This window comes from Parasaccharibacter sp. TMW 2.1884 (assembly GCF_023337695.1).
GTDB lineage: Bacteria > Pseudomonadota > Alphaproteobacteria > Acetobacterales > Acetobacteraceae > Bombella > Bombella apis.
Genome location: NZ_QORR01000001.1, coordinates 575,729 through 598,837, shown reverse-complemented (window position 1 = coordinate 598,837; position 23,109 = coordinate 575,729). Strand labels below are relative to the sequence as shown.

Here is a 23,109-nt window from a genome sequence, read left to right as displayed (position 1 = left end):
TCCCTCTTCATGGAGTCTGCGCATCACTCATGACACGCTGGCTTGCCATATCATGGGCCATGGCAAGCGCTGATGAAAGGCTTGAAATGCTTGCCTTTCCTGTCTCACCCGGACCGACGGCAATATCAAAGGCTGTTCCATGATCTGGCGATGTGCGGATGATGGGCAGACCCAGTGTGACGTTGACACCTCCAGCCATGTCCAATGTCTTGACCGGGATGAGGCCTTGATCGTGATACAGGCAGATTGCCGCATCGTACCGGGGACGGACAGCGGCACTGAACATGGTATCTGGCGGCATGGGGCCACTTACCTCCAGCCCTTCCCGCTGCAAGGCCTCTATAGCGGGTTTTATGATGCGGCTTTCCTCATCCCCCATCATGCCATTTTCACCTGCGTGAGGGTTCAGCCCTGCAATGGCAAGCCGAGGCTGGACCAGACCGAAATCACGTTGCAGGGCAGATGCCGTTACCCGGCTCACAGCCATGATGCGGTCTGCCGAAAGCGTCTCGATGGCCTGTCTCAACGAGACATGAATGCTTGTCAAAGCAACCTTGAGCTGCGGGCAGGCCAGCATCATGACTTCCCTGCCACTGGCACCACACAGAGCTGCCAGAAACTCTGTATGCCCCGGATGGGGAAAACCGGAAGCTGCCAGCACATGCTTGGCAATCGGGTTGGTCACGACAGCTCCGGCTGCCCCTGACAGAGCGTAATGAACAGCTTTTCTGATGCTCTCGATCACCGCTACGGCATTGCCTGTTGAGGGATGCCCGGGTTTGACCGGTTCCGGGCAGGAAAGCGCCAGTACGGGCAGGGCTTCTGCAAAACAGGCGGCTGCCTCGGACGGATGGCCTATTTCCCGGTAGGGTGTGTTGCCTCCCAGCAGCACCGGGTCCCCTATCCAGAAAAAAGGTCGCCCAGCCGTTCTGAGACACTCCCAGACACGGCGTGTCAGCTCCGGCCCCACGCCAGCCGGGTCTCCCATGGTCAGGGCAACAGGTTGCGCCATGCCTGGTCTTATACGATTCATCGGGCCAGGGCAGCCAGGATGCGGACCCATGAGCGTATCCCGTGGAAGAATGAATCAAGACCATACTGCTCGTTGGGAGAGTGTATCCGATCATCAGCCTGAGCAAATCCCACCATAAGTGCATCCATGCCCAAAGCTTCACGGATTTCCTCTGCTACCGGGATCGAGCCTCCACAACCAGTCATGACGGCCTGTTTGCCCCATTCCTTACCCAGAGCGTCCAATGTTGCCAGAAGAAAGGGATTGTCCTGATTCACGGCAAAACCGGATGAAGCTCCATGCCCCGTAAAGACAACCTCGACATCTTCCGGCAGGGCTGCACGGACATAAGCCCGGAAGGAGTCCCGAATCCTGAGTGGGTCCTGCCCCGGTACCAGACGGAATGATACCTTCGCCGAAGCCCGAGCCGGAATGACCGTCTTGAAGCCATCCGCCTGATACCCGCCAGCAAGGCCATTGACCTCAAAACTCGGACGGCACCATGTCTGCTCAATGGCACTGAAGCCCCGCTCACCAGCAGCATGGGACAGGCCGACATCTTCCAGCAGGGCTGCATCATCAGGATAGAGTGTCCGCCACTGCTGGCGGGTATGCTCATCAGGCACGGTCACACCGTCATAAAAACCGGGCAGTGTGACCCGCCCCTGCTCATCACGCAGGCCACTGATGATCTGGCAGAGCAGAAAAGCCGGATTGGCCGCAGCATTGCCATACATCCCGGAATGAAGGTCCTGGCTGGCAGCGACGAGCTCGATTTCCTCGGCAACTGTGCCACGCAGAGAGGTCGTGATGGCCGGGGTTTCCCTGTCCGGCATGGCGGTATCACAGATCAGGGCAATATCAGCTTTCAGCTCTTCCTGATTCTCCTTGAGAAAGGGAAGCAGATTCTCACCACCGGATTCTTCTTCACCTTCCAAAAGAAAACTGACAGCCACGGGGAGGTCCCCATGAACAGCTTTCCATGCCCGACAGGCCTCGATGAAGGTCATCACCTGCCCTTTGTCATCGCTCGCTCCCCGGGCCACGAGGACCTTCCGGCCATCGCCGGTCTCCTTCAGGCAGGGTTCGAACGGATCCGTTAACCAGAGGGCTTCGGGGTCTGTCGGCTGAACATCGTAATGACCATAGAAGAGAACGTGGGTCTGCCCGTTCCGTACCTTCTCTGCATTGGCATCATCATGCCCGACAACCATTGGATGTCCCGGTTCTGCCCATGAAACATCCCGCAAAGACGTCGTAAAGCCAAGCCCCTGCAATTCTTCCGCCAACCAGCGTGCGGCTTTCCGGCAATCATCCCTGTGCTGCTTCTGTGTGGAAATGCTGGGAATCCGCAACAGTTCACAAAGCCGCTCCAGTGCCGTCTCCTTGGTGGCCTCCACATGCTGGAGGACTGCGGCCATACGTTCAGTCATTGTCAGCCTGTTCCTTCTGATTCTGGTCTTCTTCAGGCAATGTCACACCCAGATGAGTGGGAAGCGGCATGAAATCATCCTCCAGCCCGTCTTCCGACTCTTCATCTTTATCTTCGGCGGCAGGGGGGGCTCCAGCCGGTTTCAACACGATGCGCAGAGGGGCCGGTGCAAAGGAGCGATGTAGCGGTGCCCCTTCCTTCCCGGCAGGGGGGGCTACCGTAGCGGGCCCATTCAGCAATGCCTCGATGAACCGCCCAAAAGCTTCATGCAGGCGACCATGGCCGTGCCTCTCCCTGACCGTTTCATGCGCTTTGCGCCGTATCCGGTCCCAGAGAGCCGGATCTTCATACAGACGGATGATCTGCCGGGCGAAATGCTGCGGATCGTTGAAACCACCATCCAGAGCTTCTTCTTCATCCTTCCAGCCCAGACGTTCCATCTGAACCTTGTTCAGCACGGCTGGGATGCCCTGACCGGCGGCTTCCAGTATCTCGGTAGCCTGTGTGGCCGGGACCCGCGAAGGGTCCATGAGAATACGGCATCGCTGCATCATCTTGGGCAGCGTATCCATTTCGGCCAAGCCATCCAGTGGTGCCAGGCGCTCATAAAATCCCAGATCGACCAAAGGATGATGATACCCTCCGATCCCGATGGAAGGTGGCAGACTGAAATGACGTTGCAAGTGGGGCATCACGGCAAGGCAGAACCAGTCAAATCCGTCATGTCCGGAATCCCCTGCCCGGTAGATGGAAAGAGGGAACAAAATACCCTGCCGCCGTTCAAATTCGTCCTGTTTGCCCAGCTGCCGGCACGAAACAGCATAAGGCAGAGCTGTGACATTGCCGTAGCCCAGCCTGTGCAGCAGTGCGGTTGTCTGCTCATCACCCGTCACGATGCCTTGGCAGAGCCATGCATAATCCAGTTCTTTTCTGGCTTCCCTCATGAGACGTGCCGGCTCATCCACAATGCCAACGAGACGTCGCAGATGCTCTTCCACAGCTCTGAGGGCCGTGCCGTCCTGATTGACAGTATCAAGAACGATCAGCTTGTCCTGAAGGGAAATGTCCCCTGTGGCAAGAACCGGCCCCAGACGGGACAGAACATGCGTTCCACCAATCCAGAGCAGTTTCATGTCGGTCAAGCGGTCCCGCAGGAAGGATGAAAAATCATCCACACCTCGCCAGCACTCCACATCAGCTGGATAATCATGAGGAATGACGAGCCTGTCTTCTTCTTTCCGGTCCAGACCGACAACCAGCACCTGCCAGCCCAGCCAACGGAAAGCATCAATCTGCTGCATGACCCGCCGTGCTGAACCACCTTCAATCAGGCGTGGAAGATGGGGGAAAACCATCATGACAAGAGGGCGATAGCTCTTGCCCATGCGGGCGTCCCCTCGGGCCACGGCATGTCTGGGCAGAAAAACGGGGAATAGACGCCGCAAGGCATCCTTTCCCATGGTCCGCCTCGCATAACTTTCCGGCGTGGCATTCAGCAGTCTGGCCTGTACGGTTGGCCAATAAGACAGGGTCCGCCCCGTGGCCCGCAACGCCATGGAAAAACAGGTAAAGAAAGGCTCCGCCCTGTGCCCTTCCAGGTAATGCAGTGCCTGTTCCATCGCTGTGCGATGGCAGAACAGCAGCCCCCCCTGAATGGCTTCCACCATCTTCTGGAAACTGACAGACTGGGCCTGTCCTTTTTCTCCCTGACCATGGCACGTGATGCTGCCATCACGCCATACAGCGCTACCTGCTTCCAGTACGGTATTGGTGCTTGTAAGAAGTTTGCCGCCCCCCTCACTTTCTTCAGCCATCATGGAAGCCATGGCAAAGGACAGGGCCATGGGCAACAGCTGCACGCCGGATTCCAGAAGCAGGATGCGCTCACCGGCAAGGAAAGGCAGACTCTCCCGCAACTGCTGCGCCAGGGGCTGGAGCTTGTCGCTGACAACGTGCCGTAACCCCTCTACTGCCTGATCCAGCCGTTGCCGGGAAAGGGTGTTGCCTGTACTGGCCACGACGACCTGCATGTCGGGAATACCCTGCGCATGCAGGGAAGCAAGCGTTGCAATATCGAGCAGATAATTGCCCTGTGAAAACAGAACGACACTCAGCTGGGGAGACGCCTGATTCACGAATCTCAAAGGCTTCCTGAACAGGGAGGGCAGACTGGCTTCGACCTTGCATAACGCCAGCCTGTTGGCGGAAGTAATGGAAATCCCGGGAATTTCGACGCCTGTCCGCCCTTCCTGCTGTAAAATCCAGAGTAGAAAGGGATTGTCCACGTGTGCCTTGTTGAGTGACTGGGGCATATCCAGCGTGGCCACAAACGCCCTGAAATCCAGATCAGCCGATGGATTGCGCAGCTCACTGATCCCTGCCCGGATGAAATGGGCATAACCATTGCGGAACATTCCGCTTTTCACAGCATCAGCTACGTCAGGATTCTGTGCCAGATAATAGGATTCATCAAAATAAGGGTTCGGATCATAAGCGCTGGGATTGTCACATCCCATGTAATGGTGAAGTGGCCCTGTAAATACGCCATCCTCTATCAGCTTGAGAACATCGGGATATTTTTCAAGATACCAGACAGGATCGAAGTACCAGGACGTCCTGACTGTTTTCATGTCAGGAGATTCGAGGGCCAGATATTGGCTGAAGGCCCCCTGGGAGGGATCAAACGGAATGTTTTTCCCCAGACATTCACGAATGAAGAGTTCGGCATCGAAAAGGAAATGAGGCGACCGGAAACCATAATCCCCGACACGGAGAAAATGGTCATAGGCATTGACATACCCTGCCTCACGCATGGCCCGGAGACTGTAGTCCGAATTCACCTTGAAGTAGTATTCTGCCGAGAAAAGCCAGTGTCCAGAGCAGCTCTGGCAGCCTACATCCACATAATGCTGGAACCCGCTCTGAAAGATACCTTTCTCCTGCACGCCACGCCGGACATCAGGATAGGTATTCAGGTACCATTCTTCATCAAAATACCTGTTGGGTGAAGTTCCTTCCTGTCCCTCACCGCTCTGCCATCGCTCGGCAAGCTGTCCGTCCGTCCAGACCGTCCCCGCCTCTGCCAGCTGCCGGGCATAACGGCGACGGTACCAGGCGGCATCAAATTCACTCCAGACAGGAGCCCTTGCCCGATCATTCGCTACAGCCTCGAAAAAGGTCCCATCCGTGTCCATCTTGCTTCTACCAGCCTTTCCAGCATTGAGACGACGCCTGAGCGCCTAATACCAGAGTTTCCCCTTTTTAGGGAGGATAACTACACCTCCTTTCATCAAGATCATGTAAAGACAAAACAGATGGATGACAGAATGGGCGAGTTCTTCTAGAGTCCGCCAACAACATTCACCAGCATTCTTCATGACCCTCTTGGTCCATCTTGTTTACTGCCACAAGGCAGGGTAGGAGCAATCCGCATGATTCGCCTTCTGATCATCGTTCTTTTTCTGGCTTTTACGGCCATTTTCGCCATGAGCAATCTCGATGATGCCACCGTCTGGCTGGCGTCATTCGGCTTCTCCATCAAAATGGGAAAACTCATCACCCTGCTTGCCGTGCCGTCCCTCGTGCTGGGGCTGCTGCTTGGCCTGACAGGCGAACTGCGCCAGCGTCGCCGCGCCCGCAAGGCCGAATCACAGCTGCGTACATCCCAGAAACAGCTGATCGAGCTGCATCAGCGGCTCGACCAGCTCAAGGCGGGCAGTGTTGCTCCCACTTCTGATGCGATCCAGCCTTCTTCACAGAAATAAGACCATTTCCTCATGTCTATTCGTCGTACCCGCCTCATTGCCGCATTGGATACCGCCTCCCACGACCAGGCCCAGCACTGGGCAGCAGCGCTGGAAGGCAAGGTTGATGCCATCAAGCTTGGTCTGGAATTCACCTATGCCTGCGGGCTGGATGCCGTAAAAAGTCTGGCCGCCCGGCAGGAGCTTTTTCTGGATCTGAAGCTGCATGACATTCCCAACACGGTTGCCTCTGGCCTCCGGGCTCTGGCTCCCATCCAGCCGAGCCTGATGACCATTCACGCACTTGGTGGTGCCGAGATGATCAGCCGCTCCCGTGCAGTTCTGGAAGAGGCTTTCGATGACGGGCGGAAGCGCCCCAAGCTCCTTGCTGTGACTGTACTGACCAGCATGAATGAGGAAAGCCTTGCGGAGATAGGCATCAACACCACACCGCTAAAGGAAGTGGTACGGCTGGGCCGGATGGCTGTCCGGGCCGGAGCTGATGGTCTGGTCTGTTCAGCTCATGAAATTACGGCGCTGCGTGATGCTCTGGGTGACGGACCAGAACTTGTCGTTCCGGGCATTCGTCCCGCAGGCAGCAGCACGGATGACCAGAAGCGCATCATGACACCAGCACAGGCAGCACGGGCTGGTGCCGACTGGATCGTGGTTGGCCGTCCCATCACCCGGGCGAATGATCCCGCCGCCGCCGCACAGGCCATTCAGGATGAATTGCAGGCTGCGACCTTGTGAAGGTTGATGTCAAAATCTGTGGTCTGACACGGGCAGAAGATATGGAGGCCTGTGCCGTATCGGGTGTGCGCTGGGTTGGTCTTGTGTTCCATTCCGCCTCCCCCCGTTTTGTCCGACCGGAACAGGCAGCCCGGCTGCATGAGGCCATAGCGTCTCCCTCTGCGGGGGGGCCTCTTCGTGTCGGGCTTTTTGTGCGGCCAACCCATGAGCAGATTGCTGCCGTTCTGGAGCGTATCCCTCTGGATATTCTGCAACTCTATACAGATGAAGCCACTGCTTTCACCCTGAAAGAGCAGACAGGTCGGCCCGTCTGGTTGGCCCGTGGCGTCGCCCAGCAGCACGATCTGCCTGTCTCGAAAGCCATGGATGGGTATGTCATCGAAGCACCTGCCCAGAAAGGAGATACCCGCCCCGGTGGGCTGGGGCGTGTGTTTGACTGGACGCTGACACGCCAGTGGCAGGCTCCTGCTCCGTGGCTTCTTGCCGGTGGACTGACCCCTGACAATGTGAGCGAGGCTGTACGGGTCAGCCGCGCCCAAGCCGTTGATGTCTCATCCGGAGTGGAAGAAGCTCCTGGGATCAAGTCTGCGCTTCTTATTGAAAAATTTGTGAAAAATTCTCAGAAAAAGGCTTGCACTCGCAAAGAATAATGGTATTGTCCCCCCATCGCTCGCGGAGAGATGGCCGAGCGGCTTAAGGCGCACGCTTGGAAAGCGTGTGTACGTTAATAGCGTACCGAGGGTTCGAATCCCTCTCTCTCCGCCACTTCCCCTTGAAAATCTGCTTTCCGTTCAGCGCTCCGAGTGCATGCCTGTAGACCCCACCGGAAGATCGTAATCCCCCGGTGAAGCCTTGTGTTGCTCAGGCCTTCGAAAAGATGCTCTCAGGTGCCAGGCGGGATTTCGGGCATGTCGCATTGGCATCTTTGTCAGAATGATAGCCAAGCGCAACAATGACCAGAGGTGTCAGCCCTTTTTCTTTCAGGCCGAATTCTTCTGAAATGACATCCGGCAGGAAGCCCTCAATTGGTGTTGCATCAACACCCAACAGCCCCGCGGAAAGCAGCAGAAAGCCCTGTGCCAGATAAACCTGTTTCTGGTTCCAGTGGGCGACATCGCCAGCATCCAGATGCTGCTGGACATACCCGGCACGGGCTGTACCAAAACCCTCACGGGCCGCAGCATCAGCGTAGCGTCCGTCCTGCTCTTCTTTGTCGAGCACTGTCTCAAGATAAGATTCCGGCAGCTCATTGCGGGCGCAGAGAACCACTACATGAGAGGCCTGCGTGATCTTGGGCCGATTATAAGACAGAGACCCGGAATCTGGTGTTGCCTTGGCCAGACGCTGCTTGCCTGCATCATCATCGGCAATGATGAAATGCCAAGGCTGGGCATTGACCGAAGACGGGCTGTACCGCAGGGCTGCCAGCAGCTGCTGCACTGTCTCCTCCGGGATACGGCGAGCCGCATCGTAGGCCTTGGTCGTGTACCGTGTTTTCAGAACGTGGAGAAGATCCATGACATCCATCCTTCAGTTATGTGGGAATATGTTCCATTTATATCAAACAATAAGGATTCAGCAAACGATTCCATCCTGTTCCCAGTATCAAGATGGGGGGTGTGGGCATCAGGAGCAATGAAAAGAAAAACTTATGGGATAAACAGGATTTTTAAATATATATCGAAATGACAAGAAAAACCATGAAATACTCACCGTACGATTTTGATAATCTTTCTTATAAAGTCTCTTTGATAATGATTATCAAGTACGAATACATCGTAATTTAATTTTTATATTGCAATCCTCAAAGTTGAAGACTATACCGACCTTCGTTGGAGATAATCCTACAGTTCATACTTCATGCGATGGAGAGAAAAATGGCCGCAAAAGACCCGAAAGTAATTGAATATCTCAATGCTCAGCTTGCCAATGAGCTGACAGCCATCAACCAGTACTTCCTTCATTCCCGCACCCTGAACCATTGGGGCGTCACCAAGCTGGGCAAGAAGGAATATGAAGAGTCCATTGAAGAAATGCGTCATGCCGACTGGCTGATCGAGCGCATCCTCTTCCTGGGTGGACTGCCGAACCTGCAGCATCTGAACCCGCTGCACATTGGCGAGAATGTCAAAGAGATCCTGGAATGTGATCTGAAGGTCGAGGCTCTGGCTCTGGAGAAAATCCGCGAGGGCATCGCCTACTGCGAAAGCGTCCGTGACTTCGTGTCCCGCGACCTGCTCTTCCGCATCCTCGCTGACGAAGAAGCCCATGAAGACTTCATCGACACCCAGCTGGACCTCATCAAGCAGATCGGCCTGGAACGCTACATTACGCTGAACTCTGAAAGCGCCGACCAGAATAGCGGCCACTGATCACTGTCAGAAGCCAGACTGATGAAAGAAGCCTCTCTTAAAGGGAGGCTTCTTTTTTTTGTATCGGGTCATCACCATTGGCTATCTGTGCAGCCATCCCCTGCTCTATTGCCATAGTTGTCGGGCAGGGACAGGTTTTCCGCCTTGCTTCTTTCAGAAGGCAGGCGACTCCCTTTACACAGTTGCCGCATTTCACCTGACACTTACGGGCAGAGTAAACCTCGGAGACTTTCACAACTCCGGCCTGAATGGCCGCCTGCACGTCCCTGTCAGACAATCCGTTGCATGAGCATATAATCATCTGGAGCCCGCCTTCCATTCTGCTGCACCCCTGTGACGCTAATGATAATGACATTCTTTCGCAACTTAATTCTCTCCTTTCTTTCTCGAAGGCTTTTCAGAATGATAGCGAAATGGGTATGAAAAAATTCAGGTTTCACCGAAAACAGAAAGTGATTCATGACACGACCATGGAATATCTCTACCATTCGCCAGATATCCCGGGCGATAAGGGAGAACTGGTCGCTGAATATACAAAATTGAAAAAAAATCATCTTTATGATATCAGAAACATACTTCTGCGTCTGGACAGGCATACTGAATTCCTATTTCAGGGCTCTAATAAAACGCTTCCTGTACGGACGATAATTCAAGGGGCCTGAGCACTCTCGTAAGGCCAGTCAATCATCTATTGAGGAATGAAGCGCCACGGACTGGCTTTTTTCATCCCTCCCCAACCAATGGAGAGATTTCATGGCAGGCACGCCAGACAAGAAACCACACTTTGTTGAAAAAATAGGCATACCGGCCGCCCTGTTCTGGGCCTTTGTCGGACAGCTTCTCTTCATGGTCGGCGATGGTGTCGAGGCGGGATACCTGGATACGTTCATGCTGCACACCGGCCACCCCCAGAGTTTCGTCAACGAGCTTTTCACTTTTTACGGCATCACCGTGATGATTGCCGCCTGGTTTGCCGGGCCACTATCCGATCTCATGGGACCTAAAAAGGTCATGTGGAGCGGTCTGGTCCTATGGGCTGTCCTGGAGGTCTGCTTCCTTGTTTTTGGGCTTACCCCCAACAACAGTACATGGATATTGACGTTCTATGCTCTCCGCGGGTTTGCCTACCCGCTGTTCGCCTATGGTTTCCTGGTCTGGATTGCTGCAGCGACACCAACATCCATGCTTGGAGCGGCAGCCGGCTGGTTCTGGTTCTCTTTCTCTGCCGGCCTGCCTACTCTCGGCTCCCAGTTTGCCCGTTTTGCGATTCCTGCCATCGGTGAAATCAACACCTTCTGGTGCTCTCTGGGGCTGGTTGTTCTTGGCGGACTGATCGCCCTGCTTTTCACAAGGGAGCCAACCGGCAATCGCCGTCTTCTACCTGCCGATGTTCCTGCCCGACAGATCTTTCTGGGCTCCATCAGCATCATCTGGCGTGAGCCCAAAACTCTCATTGCCGGTATTGTCCGCACGGTTGATACATCATCGGAATATGCCTTTCTGGCCATCATGCCCGGCTTTTTTGTCGATCATCTGGGGTTCACGCTCGGGCAGTGGCTCAACCTGCTGTCACTCATCTTTTTGAGCAACATCATCGTCAATCTGATTTCAGGCATGGTGGCGGACAAAATGGGCTACCGCTTCGTCGTGGCTGTTTTTGGAGGTATCGGTGGCTTCATCACCATTCCCCTCTTCTATTATGTTCCCCTCTGGTATCCGGGCAATTTCGCAGCGGCTGCGGTTGTGGGCATACTTTATGGAGCCTCCATCGCTGCCTTCGTTCCTCTCTCCGGTCTTATGCCCCAGATCTGCCCACGGGAGAAAGCCGCTGCGCTGTCCATACTCGGGCTGGGCGCTGGAGCGTCGACATGGGTAGGGCCTGCCATTGTTTCCCTCTGCGAAATGATTTTCGGCGTCGGCATGGCCTACGTCATCTGGACATTTGCCATCATCTATCTGCTGACCGCCGGTCTGACCATGACACTGACCGTTTCATCAGAGGCTCGCCGTTTTACCGAAGAGCAGGAACAGAAGCAGGGAACCCCCTGATCATCCCTTCCATGCCCGATCAGAACAAAGGCCATCCCCTGCGGGTGGCCTTTTTCTCTCCGTCCCTGTCATGCCTCATAACGGCTATGCTCTGACAGACGGCATGAAGTGAGGCTGAGCCCTTGCAGTTCAGGCTGTAGTGGCGCAATCTCCCAGTGTTGCTAAAACCTTATACATTAAGGAGATCATCATGGCCGTAACAAAGCTTGTTCTGGTTCGTCACGGGGAAAGCCAGTGGAACCAGGAAAACCGCTTCACTGGCTGGTATGACGTCGACCTGTCAGAGAAAGGGCGCAGCGAAGCCAAAGCTGCCGGCCAGTTGCTGCACAAGGAAGGCTATTCCTTCGATTACGCTTATACCTCCGTGTTGAAGCGTGCCATCCATACACTCTGGAACATTCTGGACGGTGTGGATCAGGCATGGCTGCCCGTTGAGAAGAACTGGCGTCTGAATGAACGTCATTATGGTGCTCTCCAGGGCCTCAACAAGGCTGAAACAGCCAAGAAATATGGCGATGAGCAGGTCAAGCAGTGGCGCCGTGGTTTTGCTGTCACGCCGCCTGCTCTGGAGCGTTCCGATGAGCGTTTCCCCGGTCATGATCCGCGTTATGCCCATCTGAGTGCTGATGAGCTGCCCGTCACGGAAAGCCTGGCCCTGACCATTGAGCGTGTGATTCCCTACTGGGAGAAGACCATCCTGCCGCGCATCAAGAAGGGCGAGAAGGTCATCATCGCTGCTCACGGCAACTCCCTTCGTGCTCTGGTGAAATATCTGGACAACATGACGGAAGATGAAATCCTGAACCTGAACATTCCTACAGGTGTGCCGCTGGTTTATGAGTTCGATGAGAACTTCAAGCCGGTCAAGCACTACTATCTGGGTGATGCCGAGGAAATTGCTGCCAAGGCAGCAGCTGTCGCCAACCAGGGGAAAGCCAAGTAATCCTCTCTGGCGTATGAAAAGAAGAAGGGCGCCTCTTCATCAGGCGCCCTTTTTTTATAGCGTATCTTTTCAGGAGCTGACGTGATGAAGAATGCTCCGATGGAGCTCGGCAGGTGTTACATCTACAGGCTCAGATGATACGCGACTTCCCTCTGGCCCATTGGGCCGCAGTATGACATAGGGTGTCCCCCTCTCCAGTCCTTCAACAGCGGGCAATGCTTCCAGCGCCGGACGATGGTCCCCAAAGAATACCAGCATGATGTCCCGCCCGCTCCCTTTGATCTCTGCAAGCAGTTCCCGCAACATGGCATCACCATTCTGCACGTGTTGATGCCACGCTTCTGCACCACTCGATTGCTCCAACCGCCCTTTCTTCCAGGGACCATGATTTTCGATTGTCACACAGTAGGCCAGAAAATGATCGTTTTTCTGGAGATATGTCAGCAGCCGTGCTGTTAGCGCAGCATCACCTACATACGGGCCAACCCTGTCCTGCTCGGAAAAACATTCCCGCCCGATGACGTCATTGAACCCCCATAAGGGCAGCAGACGATTCCGACCATAAAAACGCAGATCATAGGGATGCAGGAAAAGAGCCGTTTCATAAAAATGTTTCAGACGATTCGGCAGGGCATGGGACGGAGACTGATCCGCTGTCAGGAATGGATCAAACCGGCGATATGAGAGCATCTCCTCATCATCGCCACACAGAACCCCATATTCACTACGCATCGTATAGGCACCTAATCCGCTAGGCAGGAGCCTTCCCCATTGTACCGCTTCCTGCCGACATCGGACGAGCTCTGGCAGAGGCGACCACTCATTCTTCAGCTCCGCAGGATCGGCAAATGATTCACACTGGATGACGATGACAGACTCTGGTGCGGCAGCCGTCCGCAACAAGGCAGGCCTGACGGGTAGCGGTGCCAGCTCATGGCAGCGCCAGGCATAAAGCAGCAGTGTTGGCAGCAGCCCTCCCTCACGCACATCCCGCCACACGTCCGGCCCTGTTTCATCGGAACGACTTCCCCTTGCCAAGAGCCACCAGAGGCATAGTCCCACGGCGACTGCCTCGATACAGCCCATCAGCCGTAACCCGACAGACAGTGATGAAGCCCATGCAAGCAGGTAGAGCACCCCTGCACCACCAGCTACGACAACACACCGCACAGCAGGCGGAATGCCCTGAAGATAAAAACGTGGATGCTTCATGAACGCATCGATCAGGGCAAAGTCCGTGAAAACCAAAGGTTCATTCAACAGGCGCAGCTTCAGGTTGGATGCCGTTACAAGCACCCCCATCAGGATGGCACTCAGCAGCAGGGAAAGCCAGATGACACCTGTCAGGCAAAGAAAAATACCGGTTGCCATCATGACTGGAAAACAGCGTAAAAGGACCAGGGAGGGCTTTCTTACAATACGGACAGGGTGAACAAAAAGGTCGATACCTTCTCCAATGACAAGACTCCCTACAATCATCAAACATAATTCTGTAATATAATGTGACATTGAAGATACTGAAACTCCGAAATAAATGACAGAATACACGGATTCATGAAGTTTTCCCTGGACATTTCAGAGATGGATTGATCAATGAAATGGAAATTTTGCCAATAAACTCCACTTATCGGTCGAATTATTATTCAACCGTGGAAATTAAATTATATTCACCACCCCTCTCTTCCCAAAAAAAAGACTTCCTGATAACAAGCTAGTGTTTCTACCACCTGTCCGGTATGGAAAAGGCCCCATTTCACCATGTCATGCCATGTCCCTGCGTCTGGAGCCAGAGCCATCAGGCCTGTCGTAGCCTGCCATGGAATAGCATGGTGGAAACAGCGCCGCATTCGTTCTTTTCTTGAAGGAAGAGACCCCATCCGGTTTTTCTGGTCGTCCCGTCGGGCTCTGGCCTATGCCCGGAAAAAGAATGCTGGACTGGCTGTTTGGGCAAACCGCATCACACCAGCCCTGCAGGCACAGGCTTATGCCATGCGGGTGCCCCTCTTCTTCGTGGAAGATGGCTTCATCCGATCCATGGGGCTGGGAAGCGGGTTTCTGCCTCCATGCTCCATTATCCTGGACAGCCAGGGCGCTTATGTTGATCCCTCCCACCCCAGTGATCTGGAGGACATGCTGAGGGATATCAAGGTTGCACCGGCCCTCCGTGGAAGAGCCGATACTCTCATGGAGCGCCTCAAAACGCTTCATGTTTCCAAATATGCCGCTACGCCTGATTCATCTCCCGCCAAAATAGAGCATCCTGAGGGCGTGCCGGTCATTCTGGTTCCGGGGCAGGTTGCTGGAGATCTGTCTGTCGTAAGAGGCGGAGGCAAGATTACGGATAATCTCGCCCTGCTGCGTGAGGTTCGCCGCAGGAATCCTGGAACATGGATCATCTATCGGCCCCACCCTGATGTGGAGGCCGGCCATCGTTCCGGTCATCTTTCCGAAGCAACCATTCTTGCCTACGCCAACAGCATTGACCGCAGTGGCAGCATGAGCCAGCTCCTTACACATGTTGACGAGGTACACACCCTCACATCCCTGACAGGTTTTGAGGCGCTGATACGTGGCAAAAAGGTTACAACATACGGTGCCCCCTTTTACGCTGGCTGGGGACTGACAACACATCTGGGACCATCTCTTCCCCGCCGGGGGCGTCAACTGGATGTAACAGACCTTGCTGCAATCGCCCTTATTCTGTATCCGCTCTATATCAATCCAGAGACAGAACAGCGATGTGACGTGGAGGAGCTGATTGACTGTTTTGGCAAGACTGAGCTCTGGAAGCCAACATACGCCATGAAATTACGGCAGAAGCAGGGCCAGCTACGCCGTTGTTTCACACATTTCATTTCATCATGCCGGGCCCCTCATGCTTGACAATACCCAGACAACATATTCTGGCCACCCTCCCGAAGAGACGGAACACGCCGAATATCCATCCAATTTTTTTGAAGATCCGAGCCTGACAGAAACCGGCACGCTTGTGCCCATGTCGCTCCAGATCCCTCCAAAAACAAAACGCAATTTCCTGCTGCTCCAGGGGCTCATGGGGCCTTTTTTCCAATCAGTTGGCCGTGCCCTGAAAAAACGGGGGCATAATGTGTGGAAGATCAACTTCAATGGAGGGGATGAGCTTTTCTGGCGTCTGGGAGGTGGTATTGCCTTCCGCAGCAATTATGGGACATGGCCCGCCTTTCTGGGGCATATCCTGCAAAAACATCACATCACGGACGTGCTGCTGTTTGGTGACTGCCGGGAACTCCATCGGCAGGCCATCCTCATCTGCCGTGAAATGAATATTGCCGTCCATGTTTTTGAGGAAGGCTATATTCGGCCAGACTGGGTCACCCTGGAACTTGGTGGCGTTAACGGTAATTCCACGCTACCCAAAGACCCTGACTGGTACTATCAGCGTGCCAGCCAGCTGCCTCCTGCCGCCCCACATGAGCCTGTCCCCTCTTCCTTCCCACGTCGTGCACTGGAAGGCGTGGCCTATAATGCGGCCACCATTCTTCTGAAGTGGCGTTTCCCGCATTGGACAGATTATCGTCCCTGGCCGCCCCTGGTGGAAGGCGTTGGGTGGTTGCGACGCCTCTGTCGCCGTAAAAAGGCTAAAAAACGCAGTCACGAACTGACTGAATGGCTGGTTGAAGGGCCCAAGCCTTACATGCTGCTCCCTCTGCAACTGGATGCCGATGCCCAGCTACGCCTGCATTCTTCCTATTCAGGCGTGGCGGAAGTCATCACCGAAGTTCTTGTATCCTTTGCCAAAAATGCCCCACTGGAGATGCGTCTTGTCATTAAAGAGCATCCGCTCGACAATGGTGTGCAGGACTGGAAGAAACTTGTCCAGCGACTTGCTGCTGCGCATGGTGTCAGCAATCGTGTGGATTACATGGAGCTTGGAGATATAGCCAGGCTTGTGCGTCATGCCCGTGGGGTCGTAACCGTTAACAGCACGACTGGTACCCTGGCTCTGGCTCATAATGTCCCTGTCATTACCTTGGGTCACGCCATTTACGACATGCCGGGACTGACTGCGCAATCGACATTGAAAGCTTTCTGGCAGGCACCCCAGCGACCTGACCCACTCATCTTTGCGGCTTTTCGTCGTGTACTGATAGATCAATGCCTAATCCCTGGAGGTTTCTTCTCTGAAGAAGGGCTTGAAAAGCTGACGTTAAGTACCATTTCCCGTTTGGAAAATTATTCCACATGCAGAAGGGTACAATAAAATGACAGTACCATCAATTTCATTTATTCTTGACATATCACGCTTGCTCTCAAGAGCAGGATCTGCAGTTCCTACGGGGATTGATCGAGTTGAACTCGCTTATGCTGAATACCTTTTAACACATCATCAAGATCAAACCTATTTTGTCGCCCTTTCTTTAACTGGACGCCTTGGAAGACTTCCACGCAGTACTGTTACCACGTTTATCTCAAATTTACTTAATGGATGGAATTTAGGTCACAAAGAGAAAATAGCGGAAGCAAAGAATATTGCAAAAAAACTAAAAATATATTTGTTTTTCCCTAACTCTTTGCCTGATATTGATGGTATAAAATTCTATTTTCTAGTATCTCACCATCATTTAATGCATAAAAAAATAATAAGAAATTTTCTTTCTAAGACAGGATCCTACTTCATACCCATGGTACATGATCTTATTCCTATTGAATATCCAGAGTACTCACGACCTCGCGAAAAAATACGTCACAAAGCCCGTATTGATAGCGTCATAGAACTGGCTCGAGCTGTAATTGTACCAACTGACTCTGTGAGAGAATCATTAAAGCCATTTTTCTCCCAAGCAAACCGCCATGGCATCCCTATTTGGAAAACACCACATGGGGTCCATAAGCAGGCCATCTATCATACTAATCAAGAGTGCAAAAATTATAGATATAAAAAGCCATATTTCGTGTATATCAGTACAATCGAACCGCGTAAAAACCATCTTTTGTTGCTCCATTTGTGGCGTTACCTTGTCCAGCAACGTGGGGAAGAGGCCGTCCCTTATCTTATTCTTATTGGTAAGCGTGGATGGGAAAATGAAAATATTCTAGACCTATTAGAAAGGTCACCAGCTTTGCAGAATCTTGTTATAGAGGAAAGTGGTCTTTCTGACGAATGTGTTGCCTCCTTATTAAGACATTCTAACGGTCTTCTTTTCCCAAGCTTTACAGAGGGTTATGGTTTACCGCTCACAGAAGCTATGAGTCTGGGAGTGCCCAGTATTTGCTCCAACATTCCTGCATTACGTGAGATAGGCCAAAATATTCCATCCTATGTGTCTCCACTTGATGCAACAGAGTGGGAAAAAATAATAGACGACTTTTCACAATACGGCCCTCTATGGCAGGCTCAAAAAGAGCGCCTTAAAAAATGGTCTCCCTTTTCATGGTCTCAGAGCGTAGCTCTTACTCTCTCTCACTGTCTCACACTAACCCAAAACGACTAATAAAAATAATGGATAATTCTTTTCTTTCATCCCACAGAAGCCACTCGACAATATGGTTTGATGGACGCAATATTGGACGTAGAAATGGGACTGGCGTTCAGTATTACGCAATCAATCATAGTAATGTAACTAGAGAACTTGGTTATAGTACAGCGTGGCTATTAGAAAGCGTGGAGGGATATTCTAGCCTATCGATTGTATTTCGCATAATCGCTGCTCTACTTTCCCGTGCTCCTACAATAAGCAATATGTTTCAATCCGTCTGGGGAGATGCTTTCCTAGCAAACGACCTCTATCGTGTAGCACATCTTCATTATCGATATCATAAGCGACTTTTAAGACTAACCCCTCTTTCTCCACCAGACATAATGCACTGGACATATCCGCTTCCTCTTTTTATGGAAGGATGTCAAAATGTAGTTACAATTCATGATATAATTCCGCTTACACATCCTTCCTTAACAGGTATCGATCCTACTCGGTTTCGTAGAATTTTATCTTCTTTAATAGAAAGTCCTGTCCATTTTGTCACCGTTTCAGAAACAGTTCGAAATCAAATAATTAATTTACTTTCTGTGCATCCAGATCGTATAACGACTCTATATCAACCCGTTGAATTTAGTAAACAAGTAAGAAATTCTATATCGAATGCTCCCCGAATTGCTCCAGCTGATTCATTTGTATTTTATGGTCGCATTGAACATCGAAAAAATATTGAAAGATTATTGGAGGCCCATGCTCTTAGTGGAACAAAAACCCCACTTATTTTAATTGGTCCTGATGGAGATGATAGACCGAATTATAAGCCGTATGGCTCAAGTAGCCAAGTAATTCGGTTACCATGGAGCAATCGTTTCTCTCTGTTACGGACTCTTCAAGAGTCTAAAGCCCTTCTTTTTCCAAGCCTTGCAGAAGGATTTGGACTTCCAATTATTGAAGCCATGTCATTAGGTGTTCCAGTTCTTACCAGCCGTGGAGGTGTTACAGAAGAAATTTCCGGTGATGCAGCCATGCTATGCGATCCTACTAATATAGTAGAGATGGCAAATTGCATAAATATACTCGATCAGCTAAGTGAGAACGACAAAAAAAGAATGATTAAGGCAGGATTAGAGAGAGCAAAATTCTTCTCTTCCAACCTGTATAAAAGAAATATTTCTTCTTTTTATGAAAAGATCAGAAGCTATCCTTCTAATACTATACTATAAAATTCCAACAACCTCTTTTTATAATTCTCTTCATCAAAATAAACTGCACGCTCCTTACCCTTATCTTTTAATGAGTTGCAAAGAAAATCATCTTTATCTAATCGTTCGATTCCGGCTTTTATCGCATTAACATCATATGGATCAACCAATAGCGCTGCATCAGAAGCAACTTCTTTCAAGGCTCCAGTATTAGAGGTGAGAACAGCTGTTTTTAAATTAAAGGCTTCCAAAATAGGTAGACCAAAACCTTCAAATATGGAGGGGAATAACACAGCACGTGCATGTTGTATTAAAGACCTTAGTAATTTAACGGGAACATATGGAATATGAATAATCACCCCCATAGCAATTCCCTGCTCAAGAAATCTCAATTCCTCTTCTTCTTTCCACCCATTAGACCCTACCAATACTAAAGGACGATTAGTTTCAGATAATAAGAAGGCTTCTAATAAACGACCGATATTTTTTTTAGGCTCAAGCTGGCCAAAATATATAAAGTACCCCCCATCAGAAATACCAAATAGTTTATTTATTTCTCGCTCTGTCCGTTCATAAGAGATATCAGAAAGAGTAAATGGTGTCGATTGATATGTATTGAAAATCTTATTTCGAAACTTTGGAAAGAAATTAACAATAGTATCCTTAGAATATTCAGAAACCGTACAGATATAATCAGCCTCATTAGCTAATGAATTCATTAAATTATAATAATAAATCTTATTATCTAAAGTCGTATAAGGCATCTTCATTGGAACTATATCATGAATAGTATAAATATTTTTTGCTCCAATAACCTTAATAGGTAAAGGATACGTCCAATGCACTATATCTTGATTCATTGTATTTTTTATTTTTAAAAAGCATCCAGTTTTCTCAAAAAAACCAGCTGCCATCTGGAAAATAAAAGGAATATTAAAAATACAATCAAACGTAGGCATGTGCTCCTCAAAGGATCGTGCCTCCACGCAATTATTAAATCTAATCAACTCAGCTTTATGCCCCAAAAAATTGGAAGCCGTTTGTCGCCACCACCTAGGAGAATACAGCCGAGGCCTCCTGTATCGCATATCTGCAGCTAATTGATTAAAAAACATAACTTCCTGTAAATTCTCATTCAACCTCCTAGGGATATTTAGTCCATATAGTACGTTTACCTTAAATCCCATACTACTCAATGTCCTAGAAAGAACGCGACCGTAAGTAGCAACCCCCGTCCCTTTAGGAAGAGCTAAATTGAATCCATCAACTAGTACTCTAGGCGCAATTTTCATAAAACATCCCCTTTTCTAATCTGAAAACCTAAATAGATTCGTCCTAAATTTTAAGAAAGAAAACTTACTATTTTTTTCATATTTCTCCTCTGGGGCGGCCTTTACCTTTTCAAGAGAGAGTTGAGAAATTCCACCTTGAAAATCCCCGTCAACGTACAACACGAACTCAACAAATTCTTTCCTCTCAGATAGAAAAAAATCATACGTCTCGTCAGAACGCTCCGCCTCAGTGGGATACCTGGTTTCAAAATTTTCGATTGTTTCCTGAGCAAAGGCAGCAGTTACTGCAATCTTTAGATTTTTAAAAACTGTTCCCTCAATGAATTTAATATTAAGTCGATAAAATCCTGCTTCCAAATCAACATGAGGGCCATACAAAATCTTACCAAGATCTTTTTTAGTAACAAGAATAGAATTCTCATCCTTCTTACCTCCATCAGCCAGACGTAGAGTAGGATGCCTAGCATCCCAAACATAATTGGAATTATCTTCAATAACTATACCCGTTACCCCTCCAAAAAAATCTCCAAAAGCACTCATCCTAAATTCAACGGATTTTTTATTAGAATCAAAATTAAAGAAAAAAACTTCTTTATTGTGCTCACTTACAAAGCCATAGTCAAAATCATATTCTCTATATATCGTATTTTCGGTTGCAATATCTAAAAAAATACGTCTATACTTGGTATTCGGCAAAAAGTTAAGAGTTATCTTATAGCTACCCGCAGGCAAATCAACATACGGACCAAAAAAAACTCTTCCTCGAGCATGGGAAACATAAATCACCCCATTTTCCTTTTTTATTTTTTTATTCCCTATAGGAATAATATGCTGATCACTAGCAAGCCACTCATAATTTTTTTCTCCAAATACTTTTTTTTGCTTCCAAAGAAGGCAGTAACTATTAGCTCCCTTAACACCCAATTCTGATATATTGCCCGCTACGCTCTTGTTTCTCAATGCGACAACCCTTCTATCAGGGCTTACAAAAGTAACATTCTGCACAAACCTTTCAGGCGTTATGTATCTAACTTCTCCAATATATTGATCGTCGATATCCAACATATTAGAATTCTCACTAATAACAGTAGCAAAGCTACGTCCCAAAAGAGGTGAGCCTGTAACATAATGATCATGTGGACCATAATATCTATTACGACAATTACTTACAATTTTTTCAATGAGTACCTTCCACTCCTTGCGTTTAGGTAAAGACCATAAAAGACTATTTTGCAAACTAGCCCAACATTCCATTCCATCATATGTTTCATAAAAAGCGGCTACACCACACTGTCTCGGAATCTGCCATCTATTTAGCATGTATATAGAAAGATCAAAATATAACCCACCGTAAATATACATTAGACAATATCTAGCCAAATCACTTTTATAGGCATAAGGCGTTAAGGTATCAAAAGCTTTCAAAACATCTTTTGAAAAATGACGTTTAATAAATTCTCTTATTTCATTGCCAGACCACATTTTATATGCGGCTTGAGGATATAATGAACGAGCCACATCAATATGATGCTGAATAGTAGGAGAAAAACTACGGGGCAAGACAAAGTCATCAACAATAAATATTTGATGAAGATATTTTATTTCATGAAACTCATTTGACATTTTAAATTCCTCTCACAAATTTTAAAAAACCACCTAAAAGTCCAGAGGATACCCCCCTTTCTCCTGGAGGGGGAGGAAAAGACCTCTCTTGATTCTCTATTAGAATTTTCTTTATCCCCCCCAAAAAACCATTTGGCGTATAAATTTTAAATTCCACCTTCCGCCACAGTTCCTCGACATCAAACGTATAGGAAAAAACATTGGAGACAAGCTCATCACAGGAAAAAACAATAGAATGGTGATCTATTTCAGAATAATTAGACACTATAGATAACTTTATTTCATCAAAAAAACTTTCCTCCTCAAAGACAATAGAGAATCTATATCTCCCTTTTGGGAGAGAAACGTATGGCCCATACGTCATACCCTCCTTCCTATCTAAGGAAATAATCTGCCCGCTTTCCGTTTTACTCAATCCACCTTTTACAAATATAAGAGGATCATCTGAATTCCATATCATAGGATTTTCAGCATAAACCTGCCGTGTATGCCAAAACTCATTATAATTATTAGAATTTTTGAGACCTATCTCCTTCAAGTCTCCACCTGTTTTCTTATTCCGAATCGCTACAACAATACCCTCTCTTGATACGTACGTCATATTAATAATATCAGCCTCCGCAGTAACGCAACGTGTCTGACTTACATACTGACTATCTGCTTCTAAAGTATCCTTCCTAGAAGCCATGACAGACAAAAAGACCTTTCCCAACAAAACCGGACCTGTCGGATACAACGGATTGAAGCCGTAATATTTTTTACGACAGTTTTCCACTATGAGATCAATTGCCAAACGGAATTCTTCCCGTCGAGGCAACGCCCACAAAAGGCCAGTTTGAATTGCCGACCAACTCGGAGAAATAAAAGAAGGCTCCTTAAAGGCCGCAACATCCTTAGAGAAAGGTATGTTCCAAGGCTTTAACAACAAGACACCAATATCAACACACAACCCTCCATAAACATACAACAAAGCATATTTGACAAGATCTGCTTTATAAGCATATGGACATAACGTCTCATAGGCCTCAAAGACAGAAGCAGGAAAATTTTTCTTCAAAAATTTTTTAATCGTCCTATCATTCCACAGCCTATATTTCGCCTTCGGATATATCTTTTTGATCGCTTGTCTATTATTTTTCACGAAATCAGGAAGTTTCCCACTTCCCTTGTCAAGAATTAAAATCTGATGAACAGCTTCTATTTTATGTGCTTTCATTAACACTCACCTCAGC

General features: G+C 49.6%; 19 protein-coding genes and 1 tRNA gene. 11 read left to right on the top strand and 9 right to left on the bottom strand.

Annotation, left to right across the window (positions count from 1 at the left end; translation table 11 throughout):
- Nucleotides 1-7: 7 nt before the first annotated feature.
- Genes pdxA through DTI93_RS02640 form a run of 3 tightly spaced genes read right to left on the bottom strand, consistent with a single transcriptional unit; the run spans nucleotide 8 to nucleotide 5,638 of the window.
- On the bottom strand, nucleotides 8-1,012 hold the full coding sequence (gene pdxA, locus DTI93_RS02650) for a 4-hydroxythreonine-4-phosphate dehydrogenase PdxA (RefSeq protein WP_249079571.1): 1,005 nt from the start codon (nucleotides 1,010-1,012) through the stop codon (nucleotides 8-10).
- A gap of 17 nt (nucleotides 1,013-1,029) precedes the next feature.
- Nucleotides 1,030-2,445, bottom strand: a complete 1,416-nt coding sequence (locus tag DTI93_RS02645; RefSeq protein ID WP_249079569.1) for a M20/M25/M40 family metallo-hydrolase — start codon at nucleotides 2,443-2,445, stop codon at nucleotides 1,030-1,032.
- The gene (locus DTI93_RS02640; RefSeq protein ID WP_249079568.1) at nucleotides 2,438-5,638 is read right to left on the bottom strand and encodes a glycosyltransferase; all 3,201 of its coding nucleotides are present in this window, start codon (nucleotides 5,636-5,638) and stop codon (nucleotides 2,438-2,440) included. The genes DTI93_RS02645 and DTI93_RS02640 overlap by 8 nt, the downstream gene beginning before the upstream one ends.
- A gap of 237 nt (nucleotides 5,639-5,875) precedes the next feature.
- Here DTI93_RS02640 and DTI93_RS02635 point away from each other — a divergent pair, with 237 nt between their 5' ends.
- From DTI93_RS02635 to DTI93_RS02620, 4 genes are all read left to right on the top strand, one after another.
- The gene (locus tag DTI93_RS02635; RefSeq protein WP_043560207.1) at nucleotides 5,876-6,208 is read left to right on the top strand and encodes a hypothetical protein; all 333 of its coding nucleotides are present in this window, start codon (nucleotides 5,876-5,878) and stop codon (nucleotides 6,206-6,208) included.
- Nucleotides 6,209-6,220: 12 nt separating this feature from the next.
- Nucleotides 6,221-6,940, top strand: coding sequence for an orotidine-5'-phosphate decarboxylase (pyrF, locus tag DTI93_RS02630; RefSeq protein ID WP_043560210.1), 720 nt, complete (start codon nucleotides 6,221-6,223; stop codon nucleotides 6,938-6,940).
- On the top strand, nucleotides 6,937-7,590 hold the full coding sequence (locus tag DTI93_RS02625) for a phosphoribosylanthranilate isomerase (protein WP_081563136.1): 654 nt from the start codon (nucleotides 6,937-6,939) through the stop codon (nucleotides 7,588-7,590). Before pyrF ends, DTI93_RS02625 begins: the two co-directional genes overlap by 4 nt.
- Before the next feature lie 24 nt (nucleotides 7,591-7,614).
- Nucleotides 7,615-7,705, top strand: a tRNA-Ser gene (locus DTI93_RS02620).
- A gap of 96 nt (nucleotides 7,706-7,801) precedes the next feature.
- On the opposite strand, the gene nfsB is transcribed toward DTI93_RS02620, so the two are convergent.
- Nucleotides 7,802-8,458: an oxygen-insensitive NAD(P)H nitroreductase gene (gene nfsB / locus DTI93_RS02615; protein ID WP_081563470.1), complete on the bottom strand. Its 657-nt coding sequence runs from the start codon at nucleotides 8,456-8,458 to the stop codon at nucleotides 7,802-7,804.
- Nucleotides 8,459-8,817: 359 nt separating this feature from the next.
- Here nfsB and bfr point away from each other — a divergent pair, with 359 nt between their 5' ends.
- On the top strand, nucleotides 8,818-9,312 hold the full coding sequence (bfr, locus tag DTI93_RS02610) for a bacterioferritin (protein ID WP_081563135.1): 495 nt from the start codon (nucleotides 8,818-8,820) through the stop codon (nucleotides 9,310-9,312).
- Between the two features lie 37 nt (nucleotides 9,313-9,349).
- Here the strand turns inward: bfr and DTI93_RS09550 are convergent, their stop codons facing one another.
- Nucleotides 9,350-9,613, bottom strand: coding sequence for a bacterioferritin-associated ferredoxin (locus DTI93_RS09550; protein ID WP_408902059.1), 264 nt, complete (start codon nucleotides 9,611-9,613; stop codon nucleotides 9,350-9,352).
- Between the two features lie 452 nt (nucleotides 9,614-10,065).
- Between DTI93_RS09550 and DTI93_RS02605 the strand changes: the two genes are divergently transcribed.
- Together DTI93_RS02605 and gpmA are read left to right on the top strand one after the other, a co-directional pair.
- Nucleotides 10,066-11,361, top strand: coding sequence for an MFS transporter (locus DTI93_RS02605; protein ID WP_249079566.1), 1,296 nt, complete (start codon nucleotides 10,066-10,068; stop codon nucleotides 11,359-11,361).
- A 190-nt stretch (nucleotides 11,362-11,551) separates the two neighbouring features.
- Nucleotides 11,552-12,304: a 2,3-diphosphoglycerate-dependent phosphoglycerate mutase gene (gene gpmA, locus DTI93_RS02600; RefSeq protein ID WP_081563131.1), complete on the top strand. Its 753-nt coding sequence runs from the start codon at nucleotides 11,552-11,554 to the stop codon at nucleotides 12,302-12,304.
- A 69-nt stretch (nucleotides 12,305-12,373) separates the two neighbouring features.
- Here gpmA and DTI93_RS02595 read toward each other — a convergent pair whose 3' ends face one another.
- Nucleotides 12,374-13,678 (bottom strand): LTA synthase family protein, encoded by a 1,305-nt coding sequence (locus DTI93_RS02595; RefSeq protein WP_193599730.1) that lies wholly within the window; start codon nucleotides 13,676-13,678, stop codon nucleotides 12,374-12,376.
- Between the two features lie 384 nt (nucleotides 13,679-14,062).
- On the opposite strand from DTI93_RS02595, the gene DTI93_RS02590 reads away from it, so the two are divergent.
- Genes DTI93_RS02590 through DTI93_RS02575 form a run of 4 tightly spaced genes read left to right on the top strand, consistent with a single transcriptional unit; the run spans nucleotide 14,063 to nucleotide 18,983 of the window.
- Nucleotides 14,063-15,187, top strand: coding sequence for a hypothetical protein (locus DTI93_RS02590; protein ID WP_249079564.1), 1,125 nt, complete (start codon nucleotides 14,063-14,065; stop codon nucleotides 15,185-15,187).
- Nucleotides 15,180-16,544 (top strand): capsule biosynthesis protein, encoded by a 1,365-nt coding sequence (locus tag DTI93_RS02585; RefSeq protein ID WP_408902093.1) that lies wholly within the window; start codon nucleotides 15,180-15,182, stop codon nucleotides 16,542-16,544. Before DTI93_RS02590 ends, DTI93_RS02585 begins: the two co-directional genes overlap by 8 nt.
- A 1-nt stretch (nucleotide 16,545) precedes the next feature.
- Nucleotides 16,546-17,775, top strand: coding sequence for a glycosyltransferase family 1 protein (locus tag DTI93_RS02580; protein WP_249079562.1), 1,230 nt, complete (start codon nucleotides 16,546-16,548; stop codon nucleotides 17,773-17,775).
- Nucleotides 17,700-18,983 (top strand): glycosyltransferase family 1 protein, encoded by a 1,284-nt coding sequence (locus DTI93_RS02575; RefSeq protein ID WP_349292520.1) that lies wholly within the window; start codon nucleotides 17,700-17,702, stop codon nucleotides 18,981-18,983. The genes DTI93_RS02580 and DTI93_RS02575 overlap by 76 nt, the downstream gene beginning before the upstream one ends.
- Here the strand turns inward: DTI93_RS02575 and DTI93_RS02570 are convergent.
- Genes DTI93_RS02570 through DTI93_RS02560 form a run of 3 tightly spaced genes read right to left on the bottom strand, consistent with a single transcriptional unit; the run spans nucleotide 18,959 to nucleotide 23,093 of the window.
- The gene (locus tag DTI93_RS02570; protein ID WP_249079560.1) at nucleotides 18,959-20,254 is read right to left on the bottom strand and encodes a glycosyltransferase family 1 protein; all 1,296 of its coding nucleotides are present in this window, start codon (nucleotides 20,252-20,254) and stop codon (nucleotides 18,959-18,961) included. The two genes, DTI93_RS02575 and DTI93_RS02570, sit on opposite strands and share 25 nt — an antisense overlap.
- Before the next feature lie 15 nt (nucleotides 20,255-20,269).
- Nucleotides 20,270-21,877 carry a glycosyltransferase family 32 protein gene (locus tag DTI93_RS02565; protein WP_249079559.1) on the bottom strand — a complete coding sequence of 536 codons (1,608 nt, stop codon included), beginning with the start codon at nucleotides 21,875-21,877 and terminating at the stop codon, nucleotides 20,270-20,272.
- Between the two features lies 1 nt (nucleotide 21,878).
- Complete coding sequence (locus DTI93_RS02560) at nucleotides 21,879-23,093, bottom strand: glycosyltransferase family 32 protein (protein ID WP_249079557.1); 1,215 nt, start codon at nucleotides 23,091-23,093, stop codon at nucleotides 21,879-21,881.
- Nucleotides 23,094-23,109 lie beyond the last annotated feature (16 nt).

Bases quoted from the DNA above. Each gene is read 5' to 3' on its own strand.
- pdxA (WP_249079571.1), bottom strand. From the start codon at position 1,012: ATGGCGCAACCTGTTGCCCTGACCATGGGAGACCCGGCTGGCGTGGGG.
- DTI93_RS02645 (WP_249079569.1), bottom strand. From the start codon at position 2,445: ATGACTGAACGTATGGCCGCAGTCCTCCAGCATGTGGAGGCCACCAAG.
- DTI93_RS02640 (WP_249079568.1), bottom strand. From the start codon at position 5,638: ATGGACACGGATGGGACCTTTTTCGAGGCTGTAGCGAATGATCGGGCA.
- DTI93_RS02635 (WP_043560207.1), top strand. From the start codon at position 5,876: ATGATTCGCCTTCTGATCATCGTTCTTTTTCTGGCTTTTACGGCCATT.
- pyrF (WP_043560210.1), top strand. From the start codon at position 6,221: ATGTCTATTCGTCGTACCCGCCTCATTGCCGCATTGGATACCGCCTCC.
- nfsB (WP_081563470.1), bottom strand. From the start codon at position 8,458: ATGGATCTTCTCCACGTTCTGAAAACACGGTACACGACCAAGGCCTAC.
- bfr (WP_081563135.1), top strand. From the start codon at position 8,818: ATGGCCGCAAAAGACCCGAAAGTAATTGAATATCTCAATGCTCAGCTT.
- DTI93_RS09550 (WP_408902059.1), bottom strand. From the start codon at position 9,613: ATGATTATATGCTCATGCAACGGATTGTCTGACAGGGACGTGCAGGCG.
- DTI93_RS02605 (WP_249079566.1), top strand. From the start codon at position 10,066: ATGGCAGGCACGCCAGACAAGAAACCACACTTTGTTGAAAAAATAGGC.
- gpmA (WP_081563131.1), top strand. From the start codon at position 11,552: ATGGCCGTAACAAAGCTTGTTCTGGTTCGTCACGGGGAAAGCCAGTGG.
- DTI93_RS02595 (WP_193599730.1), bottom strand. From the start codon at position 13,678: ATGATGGCAACCGGTATTTTTCTTTGCCTGACAGGTGTCATCTGGCTT.
- DTI93_RS02590 (WP_249079564.1), top strand. From the start codon at position 14,063: ATGTCATGCCATGTCCCTGCGTCTGGAGCCAGAGCCATCAGGCCTGTC.
- DTI93_RS02585 (WP_408902093.1), top strand. From the start codon at position 15,180: ATGCTTGACAATACCCAGACAACATATTCTGGCCACCCTCCCGAAGAG.
- DTI93_RS02580 (WP_249079562.1), top strand. From the start codon at position 16,546: ATGACAGTACCATCAATTTCATTTATTCTTGACATATCACGCTTGCTC.
- DTI93_RS02575 (WP_349292520.1), top strand. From the start codon at position 17,700: ATGGTCTCCCTTTTCATGGTCTCAGAGCGTAGCTCTTACTCTCTCTCA.
- DTI93_RS02570 (WP_249079560.1), bottom strand. From the start codon at position 20,254: ATGAAAATTGCGCCTAGAGTACTAGTTGATGGATTCAATTTAGCTCTT.
- DTI93_RS02565 (WP_249079559.1), bottom strand. From the start codon at position 21,877: ATGTCAAATGAGTTTCATGAAATAAAATATCTTCATCAAATATTTATT.
- DTI93_RS02560 (WP_249079557.1), bottom strand. From the start codon at position 23,093: ATGAAAGCACATAAAATAGAAGCTGTTCATCAGATTTTAATTCTTGAC.